This is a genomic window from Clostridium sp. AF17-21AC (assembly GCF_003461365.1).
GTDB lineage: Bacteria > Bacillota > Clostridia > Lachnospirales > Lachnospiraceae > Coprococcus > Coprococcus ammoniilyticus.
Genome location: NZ_QTWY01000006.1, coordinates 79,099 through 101,568, shown reverse-complemented (window position 1 = coordinate 101,568; position 22,470 = coordinate 79,099). Strand labels below are relative to the sequence as shown.

General features: G+C 42.4%; 18 protein-coding genes. 6 read left to right on the top strand and 12 right to left on the bottom strand.

Going from position 1 to position 22,470, the window contains the following annotated elements:
* Window positions 1-12: 12 nt before the first annotated feature.
* On the bottom strand, window positions 13-495 hold the full coding sequence (locus tag DWW85_RS10045) for an NAD(P)H-dependent oxidoreductase subunit E (RefSeq protein ID WP_008400480.1): 483 nt from the start codon (window positions 493-495) through the stop codon (window positions 13-15).
* Between the two features lie 136 nt (window positions 496-631).
* Between DWW85_RS10045 and DWW85_RS10040 the strand changes: the two genes are divergently transcribed.
* Window positions 632-1,363 carry a PD-(D/E)XK nuclease family transposase gene (locus tag DWW85_RS10040; RefSeq protein ID WP_242996162.1) on the top strand — a complete coding sequence of 244 codons (732 nt, stop codon included), beginning with the start codon at window positions 632-634 and terminating at the stop codon, window positions 1,361-1,363.
* A gap of 220 nt (window positions 1,364-1,583) precedes the next feature.
* Here the strand turns inward: DWW85_RS10040 and DWW85_RS10035 are convergent, their stop codons facing one another.
* Together DWW85_RS10035 and DWW85_RS10030 are read right to left on the bottom strand one after the other, a co-directional pair.
* A complete protein-coding gene (locus DWW85_RS10035; protein WP_117808544.1) occupies window positions 1,584-2,789 on the bottom strand; it encodes a hypothetical protein in 1,206 nt (401 codons plus the stop codon).
* A gap of 11 nt (window positions 2,790-2,800) precedes the next feature.
* Window positions 2,801-3,538: a helix-turn-helix transcriptional regulator gene (locus tag DWW85_RS10030; RefSeq protein ID WP_117808543.1), complete on the bottom strand. Its 738-nt coding sequence runs from the start codon at window positions 3,536-3,538 to the stop codon at window positions 2,801-2,803.
* A 385-nt stretch (window positions 3,539-3,923) separates the two neighbouring features.
* Here DWW85_RS10030 and DWW85_RS10025 point away from each other — a divergent pair, with 385 nt between their 5' ends.
* Both DWW85_RS10025 and DWW85_RS10020 read left to right on the top strand, forming a co-directional pair.
* Entirely contained in the window at window positions 3,924-6,155 is a 2,232-nt protein-coding gene (locus tag DWW85_RS10025) for an Ig-like domain-containing protein (RefSeq protein WP_117808542.1), read from the top strand.
* Between the two features lie 28 nt (window positions 6,156-6,183).
* A complete protein-coding gene (locus tag DWW85_RS10020; protein ID WP_181986556.1) occupies window positions 6,184-8,451 on the top strand; it encodes an Ig-like domain-containing protein in 2,268 nt (755 codons plus the stop codon).
* 242 nt (window positions 8,452-8,693) lie between these two features.
* Here DWW85_RS10020 and DWW85_RS10015 read toward each other — a convergent pair whose 3' ends face one another.
* The 4 genes from DWW85_RS10015 to DWW85_RS12980 all read right to left on the bottom strand — a co-directional run bounded on the left by DWW85_RS10015 (window position 8,694) and on the right by DWW85_RS12980 (window position 12,331).
* A complete protein-coding gene (locus tag DWW85_RS10015; RefSeq protein WP_117808540.1) occupies window positions 8,694-10,247 on the bottom strand; it encodes an SPOCS domain-containing protein in 1,554 nt (517 codons plus the stop codon).
* Between the two features lie 21 nt (window positions 10,248-10,268).
* Window positions 10,269-10,700 (bottom strand): protease complex subunit PrcB family protein, encoded by a 432-nt coding sequence (locus tag DWW85_RS10010; RefSeq protein ID WP_008400482.1) that lies wholly within the window; start codon window positions 10,698-10,700, stop codon window positions 10,269-10,271.
* Between the two features lie 241 nt (window positions 10,701-10,941).
* Entirely contained in the window at window positions 10,942-11,946 is a 1,005-nt protein-coding gene (locus tag DWW85_RS10005) for a PD-(D/E)XK nuclease family transposase (protein ID WP_117808539.1), read from the bottom strand.
* Between the two features lie 115 nt (window positions 11,947-12,061).
* Window positions 12,062-12,331 (bottom strand): hypothetical protein, encoded by a 270-nt coding sequence (locus DWW85_RS12980; protein ID WP_242996160.1) that lies wholly within the window; start codon window positions 12,329-12,331, stop codon window positions 12,062-12,064.
* Window positions 12,332-12,783: 452 nt separating this feature from the next.
* On the opposite strand from DWW85_RS12980, the gene DWW85_RS09995 reads away from it, so the two are divergent.
* The 3 genes from DWW85_RS09995 to DWW85_RS09985 are packed head-to-tail and all read left to right on the top strand — an operon-like array spanning window position 12,784 to window position 17,406.
* A complete protein-coding gene (locus tag DWW85_RS09995) occupies window positions 12,784-15,159 on the top strand; it encodes an endonuclease MutS2 (RefSeq protein WP_117808538.1) in 2,376 nt (791 codons plus the stop codon).
* A 25-nt stretch (window positions 15,160-15,184) separates the two neighbouring features.
* Window positions 15,185-15,901: a response regulator transcription factor gene (locus DWW85_RS09990; protein WP_117808537.1), complete on the top strand. Its 717-nt coding sequence runs from the start codon at window positions 15,185-15,187 to the stop codon at window positions 15,899-15,901.
* A gap of 2 nt (window positions 15,902-15,903) precedes the next feature.
* Window positions 15,904-17,406, top strand: a complete 1,503-nt coding sequence (locus tag DWW85_RS09985; protein WP_117808536.1) for a HAMP domain-containing sensor histidine kinase — start codon at window positions 15,904-15,906, stop codon at window positions 17,404-17,406.
* A 260-nt stretch (window positions 17,407-17,666) separates the two neighbouring features.
* Here the strand turns inward: DWW85_RS09985 and DWW85_RS09980 are convergent, their stop codons facing one another.
* The 5 genes from DWW85_RS09980 to DWW85_RS09960 form a co-directional block, all read right to left on the bottom strand.
* Complete coding sequence (locus DWW85_RS09980) at window positions 17,667-18,743, bottom strand: WYL domain-containing protein (RefSeq protein WP_242996158.1); 1,077 nt, start codon at window positions 18,741-18,743, stop codon at window positions 17,667-17,669.
* A gap of 12 nt (window positions 18,744-18,755) precedes the next feature.
* The gene (trmL, locus tag DWW85_RS09975; RefSeq protein ID WP_117808535.1) at window positions 18,756-19,247 is read right to left on the bottom strand and encodes a tRNA (uridine(34)/cytosine(34)/5-carboxymethylaminomethyluridine(34)-2'-O)-methyltransferase TrmL; all 492 of its coding nucleotides are present in this window, start codon (window positions 19,245-19,247) and stop codon (window positions 18,756-18,758) included.
* An 18-nt stretch (window positions 19,248-19,265) separates the two neighbouring features.
* Window positions 19,266-20,210, bottom strand: coding sequence for an AIR synthase family protein (locus DWW85_RS09970; protein ID WP_117808534.1), 945 nt, complete (start codon window positions 20,208-20,210; stop codon window positions 19,266-19,268).
* Window positions 20,211-20,508: 298 nt separating this feature from the next.
* Window positions 20,509-21,153: an endonuclease III gene (gene nth, locus DWW85_RS09965; protein ID WP_117808533.1), complete on the bottom strand. Its 645-nt coding sequence runs from the start codon at window positions 21,151-21,153 to the stop codon at window positions 20,509-20,511.
* A 6-nt stretch (window positions 21,154-21,159) separates the two neighbouring features.
* Window positions 21,160-22,467, bottom strand: a complete 1,308-nt coding sequence (locus tag DWW85_RS09960) for an ATP-binding protein (protein ID WP_008400495.1) — start codon at window positions 22,465-22,467, stop codon at window positions 21,160-21,162.
* Window positions 22,468-22,470: the final 3 nt, after the last annotated feature.

Genomic DNA, 22,470 nt, shown 5'->3' with positions numbered 1-22,470 from the left:
ACATTTGTTATTCTATTCATCCGCACCCTCCTTCAATTCTGCTATCAATGCAGTTACCTTCTCCGGTGTCATAGCCGGATGAACAACATCGTTTACCGTCATGACCGGTGCGAGTCCGCATGCGCCAAGACATGATACTGTCTCTAATGTGAACATCATATCATCTGTTGTGTGTTTCTCTTTTGACAATCCAAGTTCTTTATACAATTGATTTAAGATATCCATGGATTTTCTGACATGGCATGCAGTTCCATCGCACACCTTAAGAATGAACTTTCCTTTTGCATCAAATGAAAAGTTCTCATAGAATGTTGCTACGCTATAAGCTTTTGCCTCTGTGATATTCAGTTTATCCGCCACATATCGTAATAATTCCGGCGGAAGATACTTATATTCGCTCTGAATATCCTGAATGATCGGGATCAGAAATCTTGGCTCTGTCCCATATGCAGCAATAATCTTATCAGCTTCATCGTAGTAAGACTGTTCCAACATATATTACCCTCCGTGCTTTGCCCCATTGTTGGGAATTTTTATCAAATACCTCGTATGTAAATGATAACATTTTTCAATAGCATTTGCACGAAGAATTTCTGCAGGTGGGCTGAAAGCTGACTGAAAAGAGGCTGAGTTGGAGGGCGGCTCGATCGCAAATGTCGAGATCCAGAAGATCCCATACGCTTTCCCGGGAGAACGTATGTCCTGCTACTCCTCCGATCTCATGCTGCGTCAGTATACAAGGGTGAAAAGCCTGAAAGGCAGTTCCTTCATCTACAAGGATCTAAAAACCGTTTACACGATCGTGATATATGAAAAAAGTCCGGATGCATGTCTGACTGATGCATTATCCGATATCTACCTGCACCACGGCAGAACTGTTTTTGATACCGGAATCGAACTGAAGCTTTTACAGGAATTCTATGTGGTTGCCCTTGACGTATTTAAAGAAAGTAAGTATGCTAAAGATATCAATGAACTAAATGCATGGCTGTCATTACTGACTGCCCAGTCGGTTGACGACCTTGCTGCACTGGTATCTGACTATCCATGGATGGAAACTATCTGCAAGGATATGTCTGAATATATGTATGATCCGGAGGAGGTGATCACCATGTTTTCAGAAGCACTTCGAATGTTAGATAAGAATACGGTTCACTATATGATCGATGAACTACAAAAGGAACGAGATGAAGCGGTTACGGCTTTGAACGAGAAAGAAAATGAAATGACTTTATTGATATCCGAAAAAGACGCTGAAATTGCTACAGTTCTTTCTGAAAAGAATGCGATGATTTCAACCTTATCTGAAAAGGATGCTGAGATTGCGGCTTTAAAAGCACAGCTTGCCGCCCTCAATAAATAAACTATTTTATAACAATAACACATGAAGCAAAAACGCCTTGCTGGCTATATCCATGGAATATACGATATTCCTTAGGTACAACCAGCAGGCGTTATTCTTTAAGCACACCCACCCATTTCCAGCTCTATGACTGACGACAAAGATAATCGTGCGAACCGATCAGAAAGTGGAACGCGTTTTAAACCACCTTCCACCAGCCATAGAGCCGGATACAGGCTTCCTACTCCTGCGCCAGGATAAAAAAATCACGAACCGTCTCCATTGACAAGTCAATATCTTCATCACTTACATAAGCATCCACGCAATAAAGCTCATCTCCCAGATCAGCTCCTGCATATACATGCTGATATTCTTTGTCTCCGCCGCTGTATTCCTCAACAATATATGACACCGACAACCCCTCTATATCCATCGTCTCAACTTCGGAACTATCCAGATGTCTGTTTGCATCAATATAATCCTCTACGCTGCCATACCATTCCTTACTGTATAAAGCACAGTTTACATCCACTCTTGTATCAACAGAATAAAAGCACTCTACTACATAATCCGTATCATCGTAGCCTTCATTTGCATAGAAACCATCCGGAACCTTATGCGTAACGGAAATGGATCCTAGCTGGATCGTGCTCTTTTCCTTGGTCTCCCCATAACTGGCGGACTTTGATCTGTTCTGAAGCTGGGCTTCAACATCATCCTGTGTAGAATCCGGCAGATCCGTCTTTTCTGCAGTAACGGAAATCGCTGCGAATATGTATAATATTTCCTCGTCTGTCAGTTCTGATGTCTCCAGCACGATCTGACCACCGATCCGGTAACCCACCTCCGGTGCAGCCGTATAAACAACAAACATCGAATCTCCGCTCATTTCACCCTTATAATATGCATAACGGGTTCCAAGAAGTTCCATTTCCTGAACCTCCTGTGTCACTGTGCCGCCTGCATCAACCAAAGCCTGTGACAACTCGTCAGGATTCTCCATCACTGTATCGTATGAACCATCTACGACTGCTATCTTCATCTGAAAGACATCTGTCACATAGATGACCACATCTATAGAATCTGCACATACCATGTCATAGATTCCCGGGACAGTAAACTGATATCCATCTTTTACAAATGTCATATCCGGCCGGTCTGCATCTATATCCTCTTCATCATCCAGTTCTTCACCAAATATATCAGAGGTGTCTTCTTCAGTATCTTCTATATCTTCTTCCGTATCCAGTTCAGAACTTTTTTCTTCAGTATCAACTACTATATCGTTGCGAAATTCATTATTTACCTTGATCTTTTCGTTGTTGCTGCTGTCATCCTGTTTACTCTTATACAGCATTACCCCAAAAACAACTGCTGCTGCAAAAAACAATACCGCCACAATAATCAAAGCAATAATGGGTCCCTTACTATTCTTGTTGTTTCCCATAGATAAACTCCTTATTCCTGTTTTTCCTTATAGTTATGGAACCCAACCCAGAAAATGATCGTAAAGATAAGGAAAAGAATGGATATGAACACCGGAAACAGAATTGTCTTGCTGTCATACTGAAATCTTGGTGAAGCTGCATGTGCATCCTCATACAGATAGCTGACATAATCACCCTCTTTTACACCCTTTGTATCAAGCCAGACTCTCTTTGTATGATAATTCGTATTCTCATCCCATGTAGTCACATCTGCAAGTGTATACTGTTCAATGATCCGATCTACACTCGCTACATCCTGCTGCTTGTCCTTTAGTGAGATAACATTTCTCCTTATCATCGTGATGCTGAATCCGATACATACCAGACATACGATCCCGCTGACCGCCATAGCCAGAAGAAAAAGCATCCGGTGTATGGTCAGGTCTGTGCTGGTTGTCTGTATCTTCTCAGAAACAGCAGCCTGCTCCTCCTCTTTTTCAATTACAGAGGTCTCTGCTTCTTCCTGCTCTGCACCTGCTTCAGCCGGTTCGGACTCCAGTCCCCGCACCAGATGATCCATGCTCACCCCATACAGATCTGCAAGCTGTACCATCTTATCGACATCCGGAAGTGTCTTATTTAACTCCCATTTTGATACCGACTGTCTGCTCACCTTCAGATACTCTGCCAGTTCTTCCTGCGTCATCCCCTTCTGCATTCGAAGCGCAAGCAGTCTCTCTCCTATCGATTCTTTCCAATCTTCTACCATATTTCTTTCCTCCAGATTTGTTCCTCCACCAACCTATCAGATTCTTCCTCTATATACCAGCAATTTAGGTATCCACTTTGGCAACCATGGGTTGCACCCCAGTATTTATCAGGCTTTCAGGCAATGTATCGGTATTTTTATCTTTACCTGTTAACTAACTTTGTTGTAGATGATAACACCTGCCTATGACATTTGCCAAGAAAGATTTACTGGCAAATATAGAATGCCGCCTGCATCACATACCGCTCATACTCCCCAAACCACTGTAAATTCTGGAAGTGCAACCACTGGTTGCCAAAATGGATATCCAAATAGCTGGCACGCAGCAAGATAATCTGATAAACTAATAGGCAAAGCATTATTAATAAGGAAACAGGAGGAGTCTATGAAGAAGTGTAAACATTTTATGGCTTTTGTAGCGGTTATACTTGTCTTTGCCATGACATTTTCAAATGTCAGCATTCAGGCAGACGCTGCAGCAACTGCAAAAGCCAAGAGCATCACGGTAAAAAATCTGCCGTCAAATACTCTTACACTTAAGAAGGGGAAGACATTTACCATCAAAACAAATGTCTCAAAAAAGAAGCTGAAATATGCTACAAGCAACAAGAAGGTTGTAACAGTAACAAAAAACGGAAAAATTAAGGCGATCAAAAAGGGAAAGGCAAATATCACCATTTCCCTGAAGTCAAATCCAAAGGTCAAAAAGGTTATCCATGTTACCGTAGGCAAACCGGTGGCAAAGGTTAAGCTGAATAAGACCAGCCTGATATTAATTAAAGGAAAATCCTCAACGCTCAAAGCAACAGTCACCCCGGCAAAACCAAGCAACAAAAAACTGATCTGGAAAAGCTCCAAGCCAAGTGTTGCAAAGGTCAGCACAACGGGAAAGATCACAGGAATAAAGGCCGGAACAGCAACCATCACAGTGACAGCAGCCGATGGTTCCGGAAAAAAAGCTGCCTGCAAGGTAACTGTTGTAAATCCGACAAATGTAACTTCCATATCCATGTCTGATCCACAGACAGCAAAGGTGGTACTGTCATCTGCGCAGAAGCTTTCCGCATCCAATTTTTCGGCAAAAGCAGGCACTGTTATAAATGGAAGATTTCCGATCAAGGTTCAGATCGAAAGTGTGACAACAAAAGATAATAAAACCTACACACTGAAATTAGGCAAAAAACCTCTGCTGGACGATAAAATGAAAGTCCGCATCACTGTCACCGGTCTGTACGAAACCGGAACCGTATCAAGAGAGGTAAGCAGTCCTTATACACCGAAGAAAAAAGAGGACTTTACGACATATAACTGCAAACAAAATGTGAAAACATACAAGACCCTGAAGTTCGACAGCGACGGCGGCTATTATACTTATACGGTGGCAAATCTTCCAGCAGGTATTACATATACCAAAGACGATGTGCTCCATTATAGTATTCATTTTTCCGGAACTCCGACCAAAACAGGAACAACAATATCAACAGTTACGGCTAAGGATGAAAAAGGCAATATAACTACCATGAAGATCACCTGGAATATCTACAATGATTCCGTGATCGCAGTGGCATATAAAGAAACCTATTATAACCTTCTTACTTCCCCGACTGTAAAGATTTCAAACTATATATCCGGTCCTGCCGGCGGCTCAGGTCAATATACTTATGCGATCGTTGGTAATTCATACGGTTTAACTATTAATTCAAAAGGACTCATTGAGGGCACACTGAACAAGGCAGGAACTTATCGCGTCAATGTAAAAATTACAGATGCAAATAATCCACAGATCAGCCTGACAACCACTTCTGTGACCCATGTATCAAATAATAGTCTGTCTTTATCCGGCACGATCAAATCAAAAGACGGCTCTGTTATATACTGGGCGCACATAGCCCTTATAGATAAAGTAACAGGTGAGACCTACAGTACCCGCTCCGGTTTACAGGGCGAATATTCCATTAACGCTCCGGCTGGAACATACGATATAGAGATAGAAGTCGGATCGGATATTACATATGTATATTCCCTAAAGCTCACCAAAAACATAACCAACAAAACCCTTGTATCTGATACAAGGAAAATAAAGGTCAGACTAAATATCAACAACAATGATATAGATCAGCTTAGCTCATGGACAGATGAATATGGAAATGATGATAACTATGGTACGGGAGATTATGTATTTCTGGCACCGGGAACCTATAAACTCAGTGCAAATGGTATTATTTACCCTGGTATGTCGGATTTTGTTGCAACAATAAATGCAACTGTAACCAGCAAAACAACATCTCTGACTGCAATCGTTCATAATAAGCCCGTTGATCTCACAGAAGGAAAAGGCGTACAGGCAATCAAAGGACAACGATACAAATTTATTCCGAAGAAAACCGGAACCTATTATTTCTATTCCATTTCTACAGATAAAAATCCTACGGCAGTTCTGTATGATGCAAATATGGAAGAGCTTACCAAAAGCCAGTATCTTCGCCACAATCTGACAGATAACGAACTCGATTTCTATCTCAGTTACGAATGTGAAGCCGGTAAGACCTATTATGTGATCGTCAGAGGCGGTTCATGTTCCCTGTATGTATCATCTACAGATCCGGGTACCAAATAAAATGCATATTGATATATTGGAGGAATCTATGAAAAAATATAAACATTTAATGGCATTTATAGCGGTTGTACTTGTCTTTGCCATGACATTTTCAAGTATCAGTATTCCTGCAAATGCTGCAACAACTGCCAAAGCCAAGAGTATCACGGTAAAAAACCTGCCGTCGAATACTCTCACGCTTAAAAAAGGGAAGACATTTACCATCAAAACAAATGTCTCAAAAACAAAACTGAAATATACCACAAGCAACAAGAAGGTTGTAACGGTAACAAAAAACGGAAAAATTAAGGCAATTAAAAAGGGAAAGGCAAATATCACCGTTTCCCTGAAATCAGATCCAAAGGTCAAAAAGGTTATCCATGTTACTGTAGGTAAACCGGTGACAAAGGTAAAGCTGAATAAGACCAGCCTGCTGTTGGTCAAAGGAAAGAACTCAACGCTCAAAGCAAAGATCACACCTGCAAAACCAAGCAATAAAAAACTGATCTGGAAAAGCTCCAAACCAACTGTTGTAAAGGTCAGCTCATCCGGAAAGATCACCGGAATAAAGGCAGGAACAGCAACTATCACAGCGACGGCAGCCGATGGCTCCGGCAAAAAGGCAAGCTGCAAGGTAACGGTAGTAAATCCGACAAAGATAGCTTCTGTATCCATGCCTGATCCACAGACAGCAAAGGTGGTATTATCATCTGCACAGAAGCTGTCTGCATCCAATTTCTCTGCGAAAGCAGGAACTGTCTTAAATGGAACATTTCCGGTCAATGTTCAGATCGAAAGTGTAACAACGACTGACAACAAAACATATATCCTTAAATTCAGCAAAAAACCTCTGTTGGATTTCAATATGAATATCCGGATCACGGTCACCGGTCTGTATGGAACCGGAACAGCAACAACTGAAACCAACAGCTCTTTTGGTGCTTATAAAGTGACACTTTCTGAGACATATAATTGCAAGCAGAATGTCCCGATCGGGAAAAAGATGGAATTCAAATTTGGCTATGGTTACTACAATTATACTGTAAAGGATCTGCCTGCAGGTATTACCTACACAAAAGATACCACCAATTATAACACGATTTACTTTACCGGAACTCCGACCAAAACCGGAACAACGGTATCAACAGTTATCGCAACAGATGAAAAAGGCTGTGTAACTACCATGAAGATCACCTGGAACATCTACAGTGATTCTGTGATCATAGCATCCTACAACGAAAAGAAAAATTATTATACTATTCCTAACTCCAGTACAACGACAGAGACACAGGTTTCATGTAATATATATTATACGTGTGGAGGTTCCGGTACATATACATATGCACTGGTTGATAATCAATACGAATTATTTATAGATAAAAACAATGGACTTGTCTATGGAAATCTGACCAAAGAAGGAACTTACAATATCCGTGTAAAAGTATCAGATGCAAAGAATCCACAGATCAGTACAACGATAATTTGTCCGATCCATATAGTAAGGAAAATATCGGTATCCGGTTATGTCAAATCCAAAGACGGTTCCATTATGACCTACTACGACGGATTGACATTTATCACTTTTTATAATGTTGACACTGGATATGCGTACATGGTAAGTGGAGATGCCTACTCTAACAACGACAAAGATGGTAAATATTATGTTTCCATTCTGCCCGGAACATATAATATAGAGTTATGCACCGGTGATGATCGTACATACCTGTATGCACAGACATTTACACACAGTGTAACGGATAAGACACTTGTATCTGATACACGAAAAATAACGATCCGCCCGGACAAGAACGGCTATGATATGAACCGGCTGGGTAAATGGACAGATACAGAAAATTCCGATTCCCTGGGACTTCGTGACCATGTATTTCTGTCACCGGGAACCTACGATCTCATTTCATCATCGGATGAATATGACGAAATTGCAGTTATACATGCAACTGTAACCAGCAAGACAACAACCCTGACAGCTACAATTAAGAGTAAGACCGCTGCTGTCACGGAAGGAAAAGCAGTAGAGACCATCACTGGTCAGCGATACAAATTCGTTCCAACCAAAACCGGAACCTATTATTTCTACTCTGTTTCCGAATTTCCTTACGATCCTCGCGGATACCTGTATGATGAAAATATGACCCAGCTCGCATCCAATGATAATACACTTCATAAGTTAACAGAAAACAGATTTGATTTCTGTATCAGCTATAACTGTGAAGCTGGCAAGACCTATTACCTGACCAGCAACAAGGGACAATATACCCTGTATATATCCTCTGTAAATCCGGGTACAGGCAAATAATACTGCTGTTACATATATAAAACCCCCGCCCGTCTCCGGCACGATGGTGGGTAGTGTTTCAACTCGTTGCACTTTCTATTCGCTTCATGCAACTATTTGTCAGCAGTCGCCCAAACTTGCCTTATCAGGCTCAGACATGGGCTTGATGCTGACAGTTAGCATGAATCTCATAACGAAAGTTCCACTGATGTTGAAAACACTACCCACCATCGTGCCGGAAACGGGCAGGGATTTTTATATTGCTAACATTTTACAATTAATAATTTCTCACCCGGTGTTACCTCGTCGCTTTCCAGATGGTTGATGGTTCGGATGGAATCCAGGCTGGAAAAATATTCTTTGGCAATAGACCAGATGCTGTCGCCTTCTTTTACAACATATCCAACCATACCCGGCATGGCAGCTTTCTTATTCCAGTCGATCGGCAGGATATTCATATCAGTAATGACATCCACCGACCCAGGTGCAAATACCGTCACATTCATATTGATCACCGCCTTGATCTCCACCTCATCGGAATTCAGCATCTGGGCTGTAATCTGATCAACGGATGGATTGATGCGGATCGAATCCTGATTGACAAATGGTACGGATTCCACCTGATAATTGAATGGTATCGCCGTTTCAATCTGCTGTAACGGCTTGCTATCCTCTGCTGATACATAGAGTATTTCAGCTTTTACCGCACCTGATATATCAATGCTGTCCTCTCCTGCTTTTACCTCATCGATCTCAACCGTTCCGGTTGCATATACGATCTGCAGGATCTTCGGGAAGCTGCTCTTGATCCGCTCTTTATGTACGACCTTTGTCTTGGCATTATTCTTTATCTGGAGATTCTCAAATGGGAACCGTTCACAGATCGTTTCTACATTTGCCGATGGGGAGAACATATCCCCAATGATAGAAAGCTCCATATCTTCGTAAATCTTCATATCTGTATGGAGATTATATTCAACCTGAAGCACGCGGTCTTCTCCGTCATTGTCCGCACGCACACTGACTTCTCCTTTTCCCATCGTAATGCGGTCATCCAGGATCATGCCTTCATTTGCTTCTTCACACGGGATCAGGCCTTCAAATTCCCGGCTCTCATTCAGATACTGCATTGGTACGCCGGGCTCCTCCGCCAGATAGATTACAAACAGGTCCATCTGTCCTTTCATATTTATTCCCCCATCTACAACCTTTGTCTCGATGCCATAGAAGGACACCCGGCTCCAAAGCACCCGACCGATGTTTGGTTTATTGGCAGCGATCTCGAAATCTTCTTTTACCTTCAATATATCTTTTACAGATGCCACATTATTGGTAAATGGAATCTGCTCATTCCTGCATTCGATTCCCGATCCGTTTAACAATCCGGTTGCCCCGGACAGCTCTACGGAATCCATAGCCCACAGTTTCATGCCAACCAGCCCGCGAACTTCAAATTTTCTTGAATTGATCATGGTTATGTACAGATCTTCCAGCACGCAGCTGACATCGACCTTATCACCGGCAAGTATGCCATCCATATTGATGGATTCCTCAAATGGAACATCACCCTCATAGGTTTCAAACCGAACATCTTCACCAACTGTCTGATACAGGACTTTAAATACAACTGTTCCTGATATCCGCACCTTATTCTCCAATGTCTCTACATCATCTAAAAGGACATTTCCTGTACTTGCAATGATCCGTTCCATATCGTCTTTTGCATCCGGTACATTAAAATCATCATTGATCGTAAACTGCGAATACTTAGAAGTCTTTAAAATCGTTGTACTGAGTTTATTTTTTACAAGTTCCATATGATACCCCCATACTATTTTCTAATTTTTAAATACAACCGGTGTCGTTGTCCGTGCGATCCGAAGAACTATATATGGATACGATACCGTATCCTTACTTACTGCATCTGATGGTGTCGCCGTCTGCCTAAGAACCGATTCGATGTAAATAGCATTTTCATCCATATACATCTTATCTACAACCACGCCAACATCATCCCGATTCTGCCTGCCGCTGCAGATCACAATATATGTGTAAGTGTTGTTTGAATATGTCAGATTAAACGGTTCTTCTTTTTTGCTGTTAATGACGCTCAACAACTCCTCCGGCAGCATGGTGTCGTCACAGATATCGTAAGTCAGCGCTTCACCATCTTCTTTCACCTTATAAAAACTGCATCCGGCAAACAAACTCAGCCCAACTACCACAGTCAACACCCCTGCCAGAATACGCAGCCATCTTTGTCCTCTCATCTCACCGCTCCCTTCACAATGTCATTTTTCGGCTCTATCTTTACCCTTGTCAATCTCTATACCATTATTTATATGTCCTGCTTTGCAAGTCTATGCATGGAAATTTTGCCGGAGCTCTTAGCCTGCCTTTTCTCATTTTTTCTTATTAATTTATATTTCAACGAAAAAAGTCCAAATACAGCATTTCTGCCATATCTGGACTTCTACTAAAATATACATGTTATCCGTTCTACTTATGCTCTTATCCTATAATTGCCTTAATTTCCGCTTCACTCATATCGGTTACATCCATGATCTGCTCTAAGGAGTAGCCTTTCTCATGCATTTTCAGGACAATATCAGATCTTTCTTCCGATCTTCCAATGGCCTTGCCTCGTGCTTCACCTATTTTTTCGCCTTCTGCCCTGCCAGCGGCTTCGCCCTTCGCATATCCCATTTCTTCTACGCCTTCACTCAGATTACACATAATATTCACCTCTTTCCTTATACTACGTCTGTCTACCGGTATGTCATACTCCTGTTTCATAAGCTTTAATTTTTGTTCTGCCTTCATTGTCTGTGACAATAGCGTTCCAAGCAATCGATGCAATTCATATTGTTCTTCCTTTGGCGGAATCTCCTTTGCCAGCCCGATCATCACAATGTTAGGGATATCCAGATTGCCTTTCCAGTCCTGTTCGCCAAGTAAATCATCCTTTACCATATGAATATGACTCAGACTATTCTCTTTCATATTCATACAGATCCAGATGGAATACACCTGTTTGATCTCGTTATAATCGGAACCCGTAAATTCCCGCTCTTTCTGGGATGACACCAGTCTTGCAGTGTAAAAGATTGCCCGATTTAAGATATGATATTTTGTCGATTCATTTTTCTGGGCCTCCAGATTGATGATCATTTTTGCCAGTCCATCCCGCATCCGTACATAGAAGACAATATCAAAATATACCTTTCCTTCATCAATCTCAGAATTCTCAGTATTCAACCCGACAATTCGTTCACCGGTTCTGGCATCCACCGTATCTTTGTTCGTTAATCCGGGTTCAACCGGAATCTGGCTGATATACGGTTCCCCTTCGATCAATGATGCAACCGTATCTGCATCCATACCTTTAAATTCATCTACTACCCTGATCAGTATATGCGCCAGTATGATCTTCTGTCCAAGCAGCCGCTTAGCACTAGCATCATACTGTGCTTTCTGATCAGTAGCCTTGGAGGAATATACAATTTCGTTATTCATGTTCCCTCTCCTTTCCCGATAGAACAGAATAACATGCATATTTTAGCTTTGTATATTGCCTCCGTCTCTCCAAGTTTGATTGTAACGGATATCAGAAAGGAAAACAAGTTTATAATTATTTAATCTTCCATGTCTTTACATATCCGATGGATTTCTTTTTCAACTGTTTCTTTAAAGCTGTCTTTGCTTTCTTTGTACCTTTCACTGTAATGGTTACATTCTTATTTATGCCCTTGAATGCATTCTTACCTTCTTCATATGTAAAATCACCATATGTTTTCGTCTTTGCTGCCTGCGATGTCATGCCGATTCCGCCACACAGCAATACACACAGAACCAATCCCAAGCCTGCATAGATCAGGCTTCTTATCTTCTTTTGTATCATTTTCTTTTCTCCTCCTTGTTACTTACGATTTTCTACAGTATCCTTACTTTTTACTTATTGACCCGTCCTTTTTTCTCTCACCCCACATTACATTTTCATATTTATTTTCATCAATATCTCTGCCCTATTTTCACAAGCCGATCTAACCTGAAAAAATGGCATAAACATTATAAAAAAAAAAGAGTCGTCAATATGCCAGGGGAAATTAATAAAAGAATTTTCCTATAAACATATGTCTGAGAGTTTGGGCGACTGCTGGTTCATAAATGTGCGAACCGAATAGAAATATTGCAAGTCTTGTTATGTACCCCTATCAGCCATAGTGTCGGTAACACAGCAAAAACTTAATTAAGGCACGTCTATTGTGCGTATCCCACACTGGACAGTCACAGGCAAACTGTTTATAATGGATTGTGTATGCGTATTTGTGCATTTAAGATGGAGAAAATGATATGAATTTAAGGACTTTAAGACTTTTAGAATATAATAAAATTGTAGAAATGCTGACCTCCTACGCGGCATCCCCGATGGCAAAACGAAAATGTGAACGCCTGAAGCCCCGCAAGGATCCGGTACTGATCCAGACCTTACAGCAGGAAACAAGAGATGCGCTGATCCGGCTGAATACACAGGGCAACCTGTCATTTGCCGGTCTCCGTGATATCGGCGCTTCGATCAAGCGACTGGAGGTGCAGGGAGCACTCGGCATCAAGGAACTGTTAGATATCGGAAGTGTCCTTGATATGGCACTATCCGCCAGACAATATGGCAGCGGCGATGACAACGAGGAAAAGGCACATGACAGCCTCTACTCCCGCTTCATGGAGCTTGTTCCGCTGGAACATTTAAGTCAGGAGATCCACCGCTGTATCCTGTCAGAATCCGAGATCGCAGACGATGCATCGTCCGGTCTGAAGGCAGTCAGGCGGAACAAAAAACTGACAAATGAAAAGTTACATAACCAGTTGAACAAACTTGTAACTGACCAGAGCAAGCAGACGATGTTTCAGGATAACCTGATCACGATGCGTAACGGAAGATACTGTATCCCGGTCAAGCAGGAATACAAGAACAGTTTCCCGGGTATGATCCATGACCAATCTTCCAGTGGAAATACTGTATTTATCGAACCTCTGGCGGTAGTTAATCTGAACAACCAGTTAAAAGAGCTGGATAATCAGGAGCTGGCAGAGATCGAAAAGATTCTTGAGAACCTGTCGGCACAGGCAGCATCTGAATACGAAAATATAAAATTTGACTTTGAGACATTGACCGATCTGGACTTTATATTTGCCAGAGCGAATTTTGCAAGATCCTATAAGGGAACCGAACCGATCTTTAATACGGACGGTATCGTGGACATTAAACAGGGGCGCCACCCACTTTTAGACAAACACACCGTTGTTCCGGTCGACATCAAGCTGGGCGAGGACTATAATCTGCTGATCATTACCGGTCCGAATACCGGTGGTAAGACCGTATCCTTAAAAACACTAGGTCTGTTTACTCTGATGGGACAGTCCGGTCTTCATATTCCGGCACTGGATGGTTCCAGGTTGAATGTATTTGATGATGTATTTGCTGATATCGGAGATGAACAGAGCATCGAGCAGAGTCTCTCGACCTTCTCCTCCCACATGAGCAATGTCGTATATATTATGAACCATGTGACACCGAACACACTGTGCCTTTTCGATGAGCTTGGCGGTGGAACCGATCCGGTCGAGGGTGCAGCACTTGCGATTGCGATCTTAAGCAGCTTAAACGATCAGGGCATCCGCTGCATGGCTACCACGCACTACAGTGAACTGAAATTATTTGCCATGTCGACTCCGGGCGTTCAGAATGCAAGCTGTGAATTCGATGTAGCGACATTGATGCCGACCTACCGGCTCATCATCGGTATTCCCGGCAAATCAAATGCATTTGCAATATCTAAGAAATTAGGCTTATCCGACGATATCATCGAACGGGCAAAGACAAATATCGACAGCAACAAGGTTGATTTTGAAACACTGCTGTCCGATCTGGAAAACAGCCGAAAAGAAATCGAACGCGACAAAGCGGAGATTGCTCGGTTCAAGGAAGAAGCCAGACAGCTTAAGGAACGGGCAAAGGCAAAGGATGACGAACTCTCTGCCAAGAAAGCCCAGATCCTTGCAGATGCAAGAGAGGAAGCGGCGGATATTCTGGAAGAAGCAAAGGAAATGGCGGATTCAGCCATTAAAAAATATAATAAATGGACAACAAATCCTCATAAAGCAGATGCGAGCACGATGGAGAATGAGCGGAAAAAACTCCGCACCAAGATGGACGATTACCGGAAGATGACGCCGGAAAAACGCAAATCCATGACCTCCCATCATACGGCAAAGGATTTCAAAGCCGGAGACACCGTGCATGTTATCAGCATGGATACAACAGGAACGGTTACTGCTCCTGCTGATTCAAAGGGAAATATCAAGGTTCAGATGGGCATCTTAAGCTCTCTGCTTCCTGCTTCTGATCTTGTGATCATCGAGACACCAAAGCAGAACAACGCTCAGGTATCGATTAATAATAAACGTGGAATGGGCAAGGCTTTAAACATTCAGCCAGAGATCAATGTACTCGGTATGACTGTAGCCGAAGCTACCTCTTTGGTTGACCGTTATCTCGATGATGCCATGATGGCACACCTGCACAAGGTAAGGATCATCCATGGAAAAGGCACCGGAGCACTCAGAAAAGGCATCCATGACTATCTGCGCAAGCAGTCATACGTCAAATCCTTCCGTCTGGGTGAGTACGGTGAGGGCGAAGCCGGCGTTACGATTGTAGAGTTATAAAATACACAACAACAAGGAGAACTATATGGACAAAGAAAAAATATTGATCGTTGACGATGACGAAAACATCGCCGAACTGATCTCCCTTTATCTGAATAAAGAATGTTATGAAACACAGATTGCCGCAGACGGAGCTTCTGCCTTGGAGGCATTTGTCGAATTTATGCCAAATCTCATCCTATTAGATGTCATGCTTCCGGGCATGGACGGCTATCAGGTATGTACGGAAATCAGAAAGCAGTCCAATGTACCGATCATCATGTTATCCGCAAAAGGTGAGGTATTTGACAAGGTGCTCGGACTTAAGATCGGTGCCGATGATTACATCGTAAAACCCTTTGATTCCAACGAACTGGTTGCCCGTGTCGGTGCATTGCTTCGCCGCTGCAACTCACGGACGGATAATTTCCAGAACTATAATCCGACAAATGCCGATCATATCGGCACCTATGTCGAGTATGATAATCTGGTCGTTAATATTTCAAATTATACCGTTACATTAGAGGGCAAAAATCTGGAAATGCCGCCAAAAGAACTGGAACTGCTGTATTTCCTTGCAAGCCGTCCAAATCAGGTATTTACCAGAGAACAGCTTCTGGACAAATTATGGGGCTACGAATATGTCGGTGACACCCGTACCGTTGATGTACACATCAAACGTCTGCGCGAAAAACTGACCGATAAATATAACTGGTCCATTTTTACAGTATGGGGAATCGGTTACAAATTTGAGGTTAAATGACCATGAAAAAAACGATTTTTGATAAGATTGTTGTCGGCTTTGTCCTGCTGGTCATTGTAATCTTCAGTGTACTTGCTCTGTATACCGTCAATATGACACAGTCAAAGCTGCTAAGCAACACAGAACAAAATCTGAAAACAGAATCCAAGCTTATCATCAGCACCACCGTAACGGATTATATGAACGGCCTGATCGATAAGGATACGTTTTATCAGAAGCTGGATGAACATGCTGCTGATATGAACGCAGAGATCTGGCTTTCTACTGCAAATGGCGAGATCATATACTGTTCAAACAGTGAAAGTCCTGCTGCAAAAGATATGATGATCACTGATTTTTATGACCGGACGGATATATATTCCCAGACAGTAAAAACCGGTACGCTGAACGGCTGCTTTTCAGCCAAAACCTTAAGCCTCAGTACCCCTGTTTATCAGGATAAATCCTATGCAGGACTGCTGTCCATTCACTTGTCACTGCAGTTTATCAAGGATATTGCGCAGAAAACATTTGCATCCACCTATATGCCATTTCTGGTCATTGTGGTGTTGTCTCTGATCGCCTTAATGCTGATCACGAACAGTACATTAAAACCAATCCGTGAAATCATTGCAACCTCCAAGCAGTATGCCGCCGGAAATTTCAATGCGCGAATTGATGTGCATACCGATAACGAATTTGGTGAACTTGCACGATATATGGAGGAAATGGCAGACGAGCTGAGTCGTTCCAATGAATACCGAAAGTCTTTCATTTCCAATATATCCCACGACTTCCGTTCTCCTCTGACCTCGATCAAGGGATATATCGAAGCCATGATCGATGGAACGATTCCACCGGATAAGCATGAGAAATATCTACAGATCGTATTAAATGAGACAAAGCGTCTGACCAAGCTGACACAGGGACTTCTGGAACTGAACAACTTCGACTCCTTTGATCTCCAGCTTGATAAGTCGAATTTTGATATCAAGAGCATTATTCTTCCTACGATCAACACCTTTGAAGGTCGTTGCCAGGACAAAGGCATTTATCTGCATGCAATCTTCCATACCGACAATACCATTGTCTATGCGGATCGTACAAGAATCCAGCAGGTTATCTACAATCTGGTTGACAATGCGATCAAATTCACCCCGGAAGGCAGGCAGATTACGGTTCAGGTCACAGAAAAATCCGATAAAATCTTTGTCAGTGTCAAGGATGAGGGTGTCGGAATTCCACCGGAATCGATCAAGAAAGTATTTGACCGTTTCTATAAAACGGATCCAAGCCGCGGAAAGGATAAGACCGGAACCGGTCTCGGACTTGCCATCACAAAAGAGATCATCAAGGCGCATGGTGAGAATATCACCCTCACCAGTAAGGTTGGCGAAGGAAGTGAATTCATTTTCTCTCTCCCTATGCAGAAGGAAATGCAGGTTCCGATCAAGGCCGTGCATGTGAAAAAAGAAGAAGATACACAATATATCTCCAACGGAAAGTTCCGTATTAAGAAGGACTAACAAAAAGCCCCGTCCGCTCTTGCCTCTATGATGGGTGGGAGTTGAAACTCGCTACACTTTCTATTCGGTTCGCACGCTGATTTGTCAGCAGTCGCCCAAACTCGCCTTATAAGGCTCAAACAAGGGCTTGATGCTGACAGCTAGTGCAAACCTCATAACGAAAGTTTCACTGATGTTTCAATTCCTACCTAGCATAGTGGCAAGAGCGGGTGGGGCTTTATTTTATGTCTTACTCATAATGTCTCCATTAATAGGAGGCATTATTTATATCTCTCTGCCATCTCATTTACAGCATCACGGATACGCTCGCGGAGATCTGCAGGCTCTATGACCTCTACGCTGGTTCCGTACTGCATCGCCCAGTGAAACATGGCATTCTGACTGCAGGTCACACGGATAAACGCCTTATTGGCATCTGTCTCAGGATTAAAGTTATCTGGATAATTGTTCTGAACAAATTTTGGTGACAACACTTCAAAGTTCTTATCAAACCAGTCTACAATATCACCCATATTCCCTTTCTGAACCTTTAATACAATCGTAGCTGCGGGATCACTGAACATGTAGAGATGTTCCGCCATATGCTGTGGCAGATTCAGTCCATGCTCCATCCCTTTTACCAGACTTTTATCCTTGACCTTTTCATCTAATATCTCAATCTCCGTCATACGATCGATCCGGTAATTCGACAGATTGTCATATTTATCATAATTGCAGATCAGATAATATTTGCCCTCATTTGCAACCATCTGATATGGATTTACGATATACTTCGTATCCTTTCTTGGATGAAGCTGTTTATCGATACCATAGGTGTTATAGAGAAATGCAACCTTCTTGCCCTCACTGATCGCATCATCGATCATCTCAACATTTAACATGGTCTGACGGTTATCGGTATGTGATAACCCCGGCAGATTGCACACATGCTGTACCTTCGCACTGAAATACACATTCGAAAGCCCCTTGATCTTCTCGATCAGCTCCTGTGCCTGATTTCTCGGTATCGTCTTTGAAAATAAAATACTGTCGATCAACATTCTAAGCTCAGCATCATCAAATTCATGATTGTAATACCAGTCCTTTGTCAGGATCTCGGTCTCTCCGTTTTTATTTTCACGTTCAATCTCCGTACATTCCAGATTATAACCAAAATCCACCAGATTCATCAGATTGCTCTTGACGGATTTCCGGTCAACCTTCATTCCATATTCGGTTTCCAGCTTCTTTATGATATCCTTCTGATCCATTGTATGTTCGGAATCCGTATATTTCCGAAGAATCTCAAGGATACAGATATTCATCATTTTCTTTCCATCTACCATGTATGTACTCATAAATACTCCTTTTTACCACTCATAATGGTGAAGCTGTCCCTTCGTCTCAAGCTCTGGGAAGCCCTGCTGTCTGAGTGCCTCATATAACACGATTGCTACAGAATTTGCCAGATTCAGGGAACGGATCTCCGGGAACATCGGAATCCTGACTGCTGTTTCCTTATAGTCTAACAGAATCTCCTCCGGAATTCCTGCGCTCTCTTTTCCAAACATGATATAGGCATCTTCCTCATAGTTTACATCTGTATATTTCTGTTTGGATTTGGTCGTTGCCATATAGATCTTTGCGCCCGGATTCTTTTCAAGGAAATCATTGAAATCATCATAGATCGTTACATCTAATTTGTCCCAATAATCCAAACCCGCACGCTTTAACTGCTTCTCGTTGATCTGAAAGCCCAGAGGCTCGATCAAATGAAGTCTTGCACCTGCTGCCACACAGGTACGTCCTATATTTCCTGTATTTGCCGGCATCTCCGGCTCATGAAGTACGATATTTAACATGTTTTTCTCCCTTCGCTCTTATGGTGTCAAAAAGCTTTCCTCTCCGTCATGGATGATCACGCGGTCATGTCCGGTTGTTGTTCTGCCGATCACAGCAGCCTCAAATCCGGCTTCATACAGACGATTACTTAACATTCCACCATCTGCTGTGACAAATAACGCTGCTCCACATCCATCGATCCGGTATGGATCATCCCCTGTAAATTCACAGATCTCAATGGTTTCCTGCATGATCGGTATATGGTCATGGCTGATCCGAAGCCCGACATTTCCAGCCTCTGCCAGTTCCCATAATGCGCCATATACTCCTTCTGTTGAGATGTGGCGTGCATATATACTGCCACATGCCATCGCAATATCTCCCTGATTCTTCATAAGTAATAACCGGTCAAATTGCTCTGCTGTGCGAAGATATTCCTCAGAATATCTGGTCAGAAGCTCTTCTTTTCTTTCCCTTACCCGAAGCAGGGTTCCAAGGATGCCGGTCTGTCCGCACATAACGATATCCATATCCGGCTTGATCTTTGCATTTTTCTCGCCCTGCGATATCTTTCGTCCATACATCGTTACAGTTACCGCAGGCTCCTTGAATATCCCGCTGATCGCGGTATCTCCATACACGACATCTACATGAAGCTCCTTCGCAAGATCAGAAAGCTCCCGCAGGATCTTCTTCATCTTCTTCTCGTCATTTTCCGGCATCATAACCGTATCTGTAAGTGCAAATGGCTGATACCCGCCAAGCCGTAATTTATTATATTGTTTGATAACATCCGAAGTCACCGTACCCAGTGCATTTGCAAGGCAGAGTCCTTCCGTTACTGCAAGCTCACTATCCAACAACACAAGCCGGCTATAGTCATCTCCTATGCCGGCTTGTGTTACGTCAGAATGTTCCTGTTTATTCAACGATCTTAAGATTGACCGCTTCTGCTGTATAAATCGAAACTTTTCTTTATTCATCCCTGATACCTTTTAGAATGCATATGCAAGCATACCGATTACCATAGCTGCTACCAGGATTCCAACTATAATTGCAGATGCTACCTTTTTACCCTTTGAACTGCTTAAATTGATCATTTCCCATTTCTCCTTTATATTTTAAACTTATAATTTTCTGATATTATCCGCCCCACATCAGACCTTTTCCCGTCTTATGCAGCGACATCATGTATAGATTAACGCTGAATTTTCACTTTGTCCAGATATAATAGCATTATTTTATAGCAATTTAGCATTTGTGCCGGATTCTGCCAACTGCTTATTCCGTTACATTTGCCGATGGACATACATGATTCAACGCGCATTCGGCACATTTTGGTCGTCTGGCGATACAGATCGTTCTTCCAAGCGTAATGATCTGAATATTATATAAGATCCACTGTTCCTTTGGAAGCTTTTCCATAAGCTCATGTTCGATCTTCACCGGATCATCACTATCTGTCAGCCCAAGCAGCCTGGAAATACGTTTTACATGTGTATCAACGACGATACTTGGCTCGTGGTAGATATTGCCACGGATCACATTTGCGGTTTTTCTTCCAACACCGTCTAATTTTGTCAGGCTCTCGATATCACTCGGCACTTCCCCGCCATAATCACTGATAAGCTTCTTTGCACAGCCAATTATATTCTTCGCTTTATTCTTATAAAATCCGGTCGAGTAAATATCCTTTTCCAATTCCTTGATATCTGCATCGGCGAATGCCTGCAAGGTAGGATATTTCACGAACAGATCTTTTGTTACAATGTTTACTCTGGCATCTGTACATTGTGCCGACAGCATCGTTGCGATCAGAAGCTGCCATGCATTTTCATGATTCAGATAACACTTGTAATCTGTTCCATATGTCTCATTCAAGATCCGGCAGATCTCCGCGACCTGCTGCTTTTCTTTTTTTGTCATATTGCATTACTCCTGTTTTCCTGCCAGATAGTTGATAAACTGCTGGGCTGTACGACCGGAGATTCCACCATGCGACAGCTCCCATTTGTTTGCTTCTGCGCAGAGTTCCTCCTCTGTCATATGGATGCCATTCTTCTCTGCCAGACCTACAACGATCTGGAAATATTCCTTCTGTGATGGCTTGCTGTAATTGATCGTAACACCAAAACGATTGACCAGTGACAGCTTCTCCTGCATCGTATCACTCTTGTGCATACCATTATTATTCTCAAGATCGGTACGATCTGTCCATGTCTCACGGATCAGATGACGACGGTTCGAGGTTGCATAGATCAAAACATTATCCGGCTTGATCTCCAGGCCACCTTCGATGACTGCCTTCAGATATTTGTATTCTGTCTCAAACTCCTCAAAGGACAGATCATCCATGTAAATGATGAATCGATAGTTACGGTTTTTGATCTGGGAAATAACCTGAGACAGATCCTGAAACTGATGCTTATAGATCTCGATCATACGAAGTCCCTGATCGTAATATTCATTTATGATCGCCTTGATCGTTGTTGACTTTCCGGTTCCGCTGTCACCAAATAACAGCGCATTATTTGCCTTACGTCCTGCAACAAAGGCTTCTGTATTCTCCACGATCTTCTGTTTCTGGATCTCATATCCGATCAGATCATCCAGACGAACATCCTCTGTGTTATTGATCGGAACAAACTGCATATCTCCATTTGTCGGATGAACGATACGGAATGCCTTGTTCAGTCCGAACATTCCAACACCATATGCCTTATAGAAATCCGTCACGATCTTGAAGATATCATTTTCATCCTTTGCCCCTTCGATCGCACGGCTGATATCCTGTACCTTTGTGCTGACATTCTTATTATACATACGTTCTTTCTTGCCGATGGCTTTATAATTATTCACGATCGTGAAGCAGTCAATATCCAACGCTTCCTCGATCTCAGAGAAATCAAAATCAAACAGCTTCTTGAAAATCTTGAAATCATTTTTTGCAAAATAATTAACGGTTCCGTCATTGGCACCCACTTTTTCACTCGTCATAGAGAATGAATTCTCATTTGTGATAAGAATAAATGCCAGATAATTGTGCCACAGATTTGTGTCAAATCCATAATCGGTAGCAAGATCCAGCAACCGCTTGATCTGGTCGTAGATCCTTGCAACCAGCTCCGCATTCGGACAGTCTCCGCGGTCAAAATCCTCAAATATCCCGGACAGCTTCATCAGAATACTGTTCTCACCCAGATTTCTATATAATACCAATTTCGCTATATCTCTGTACATCTT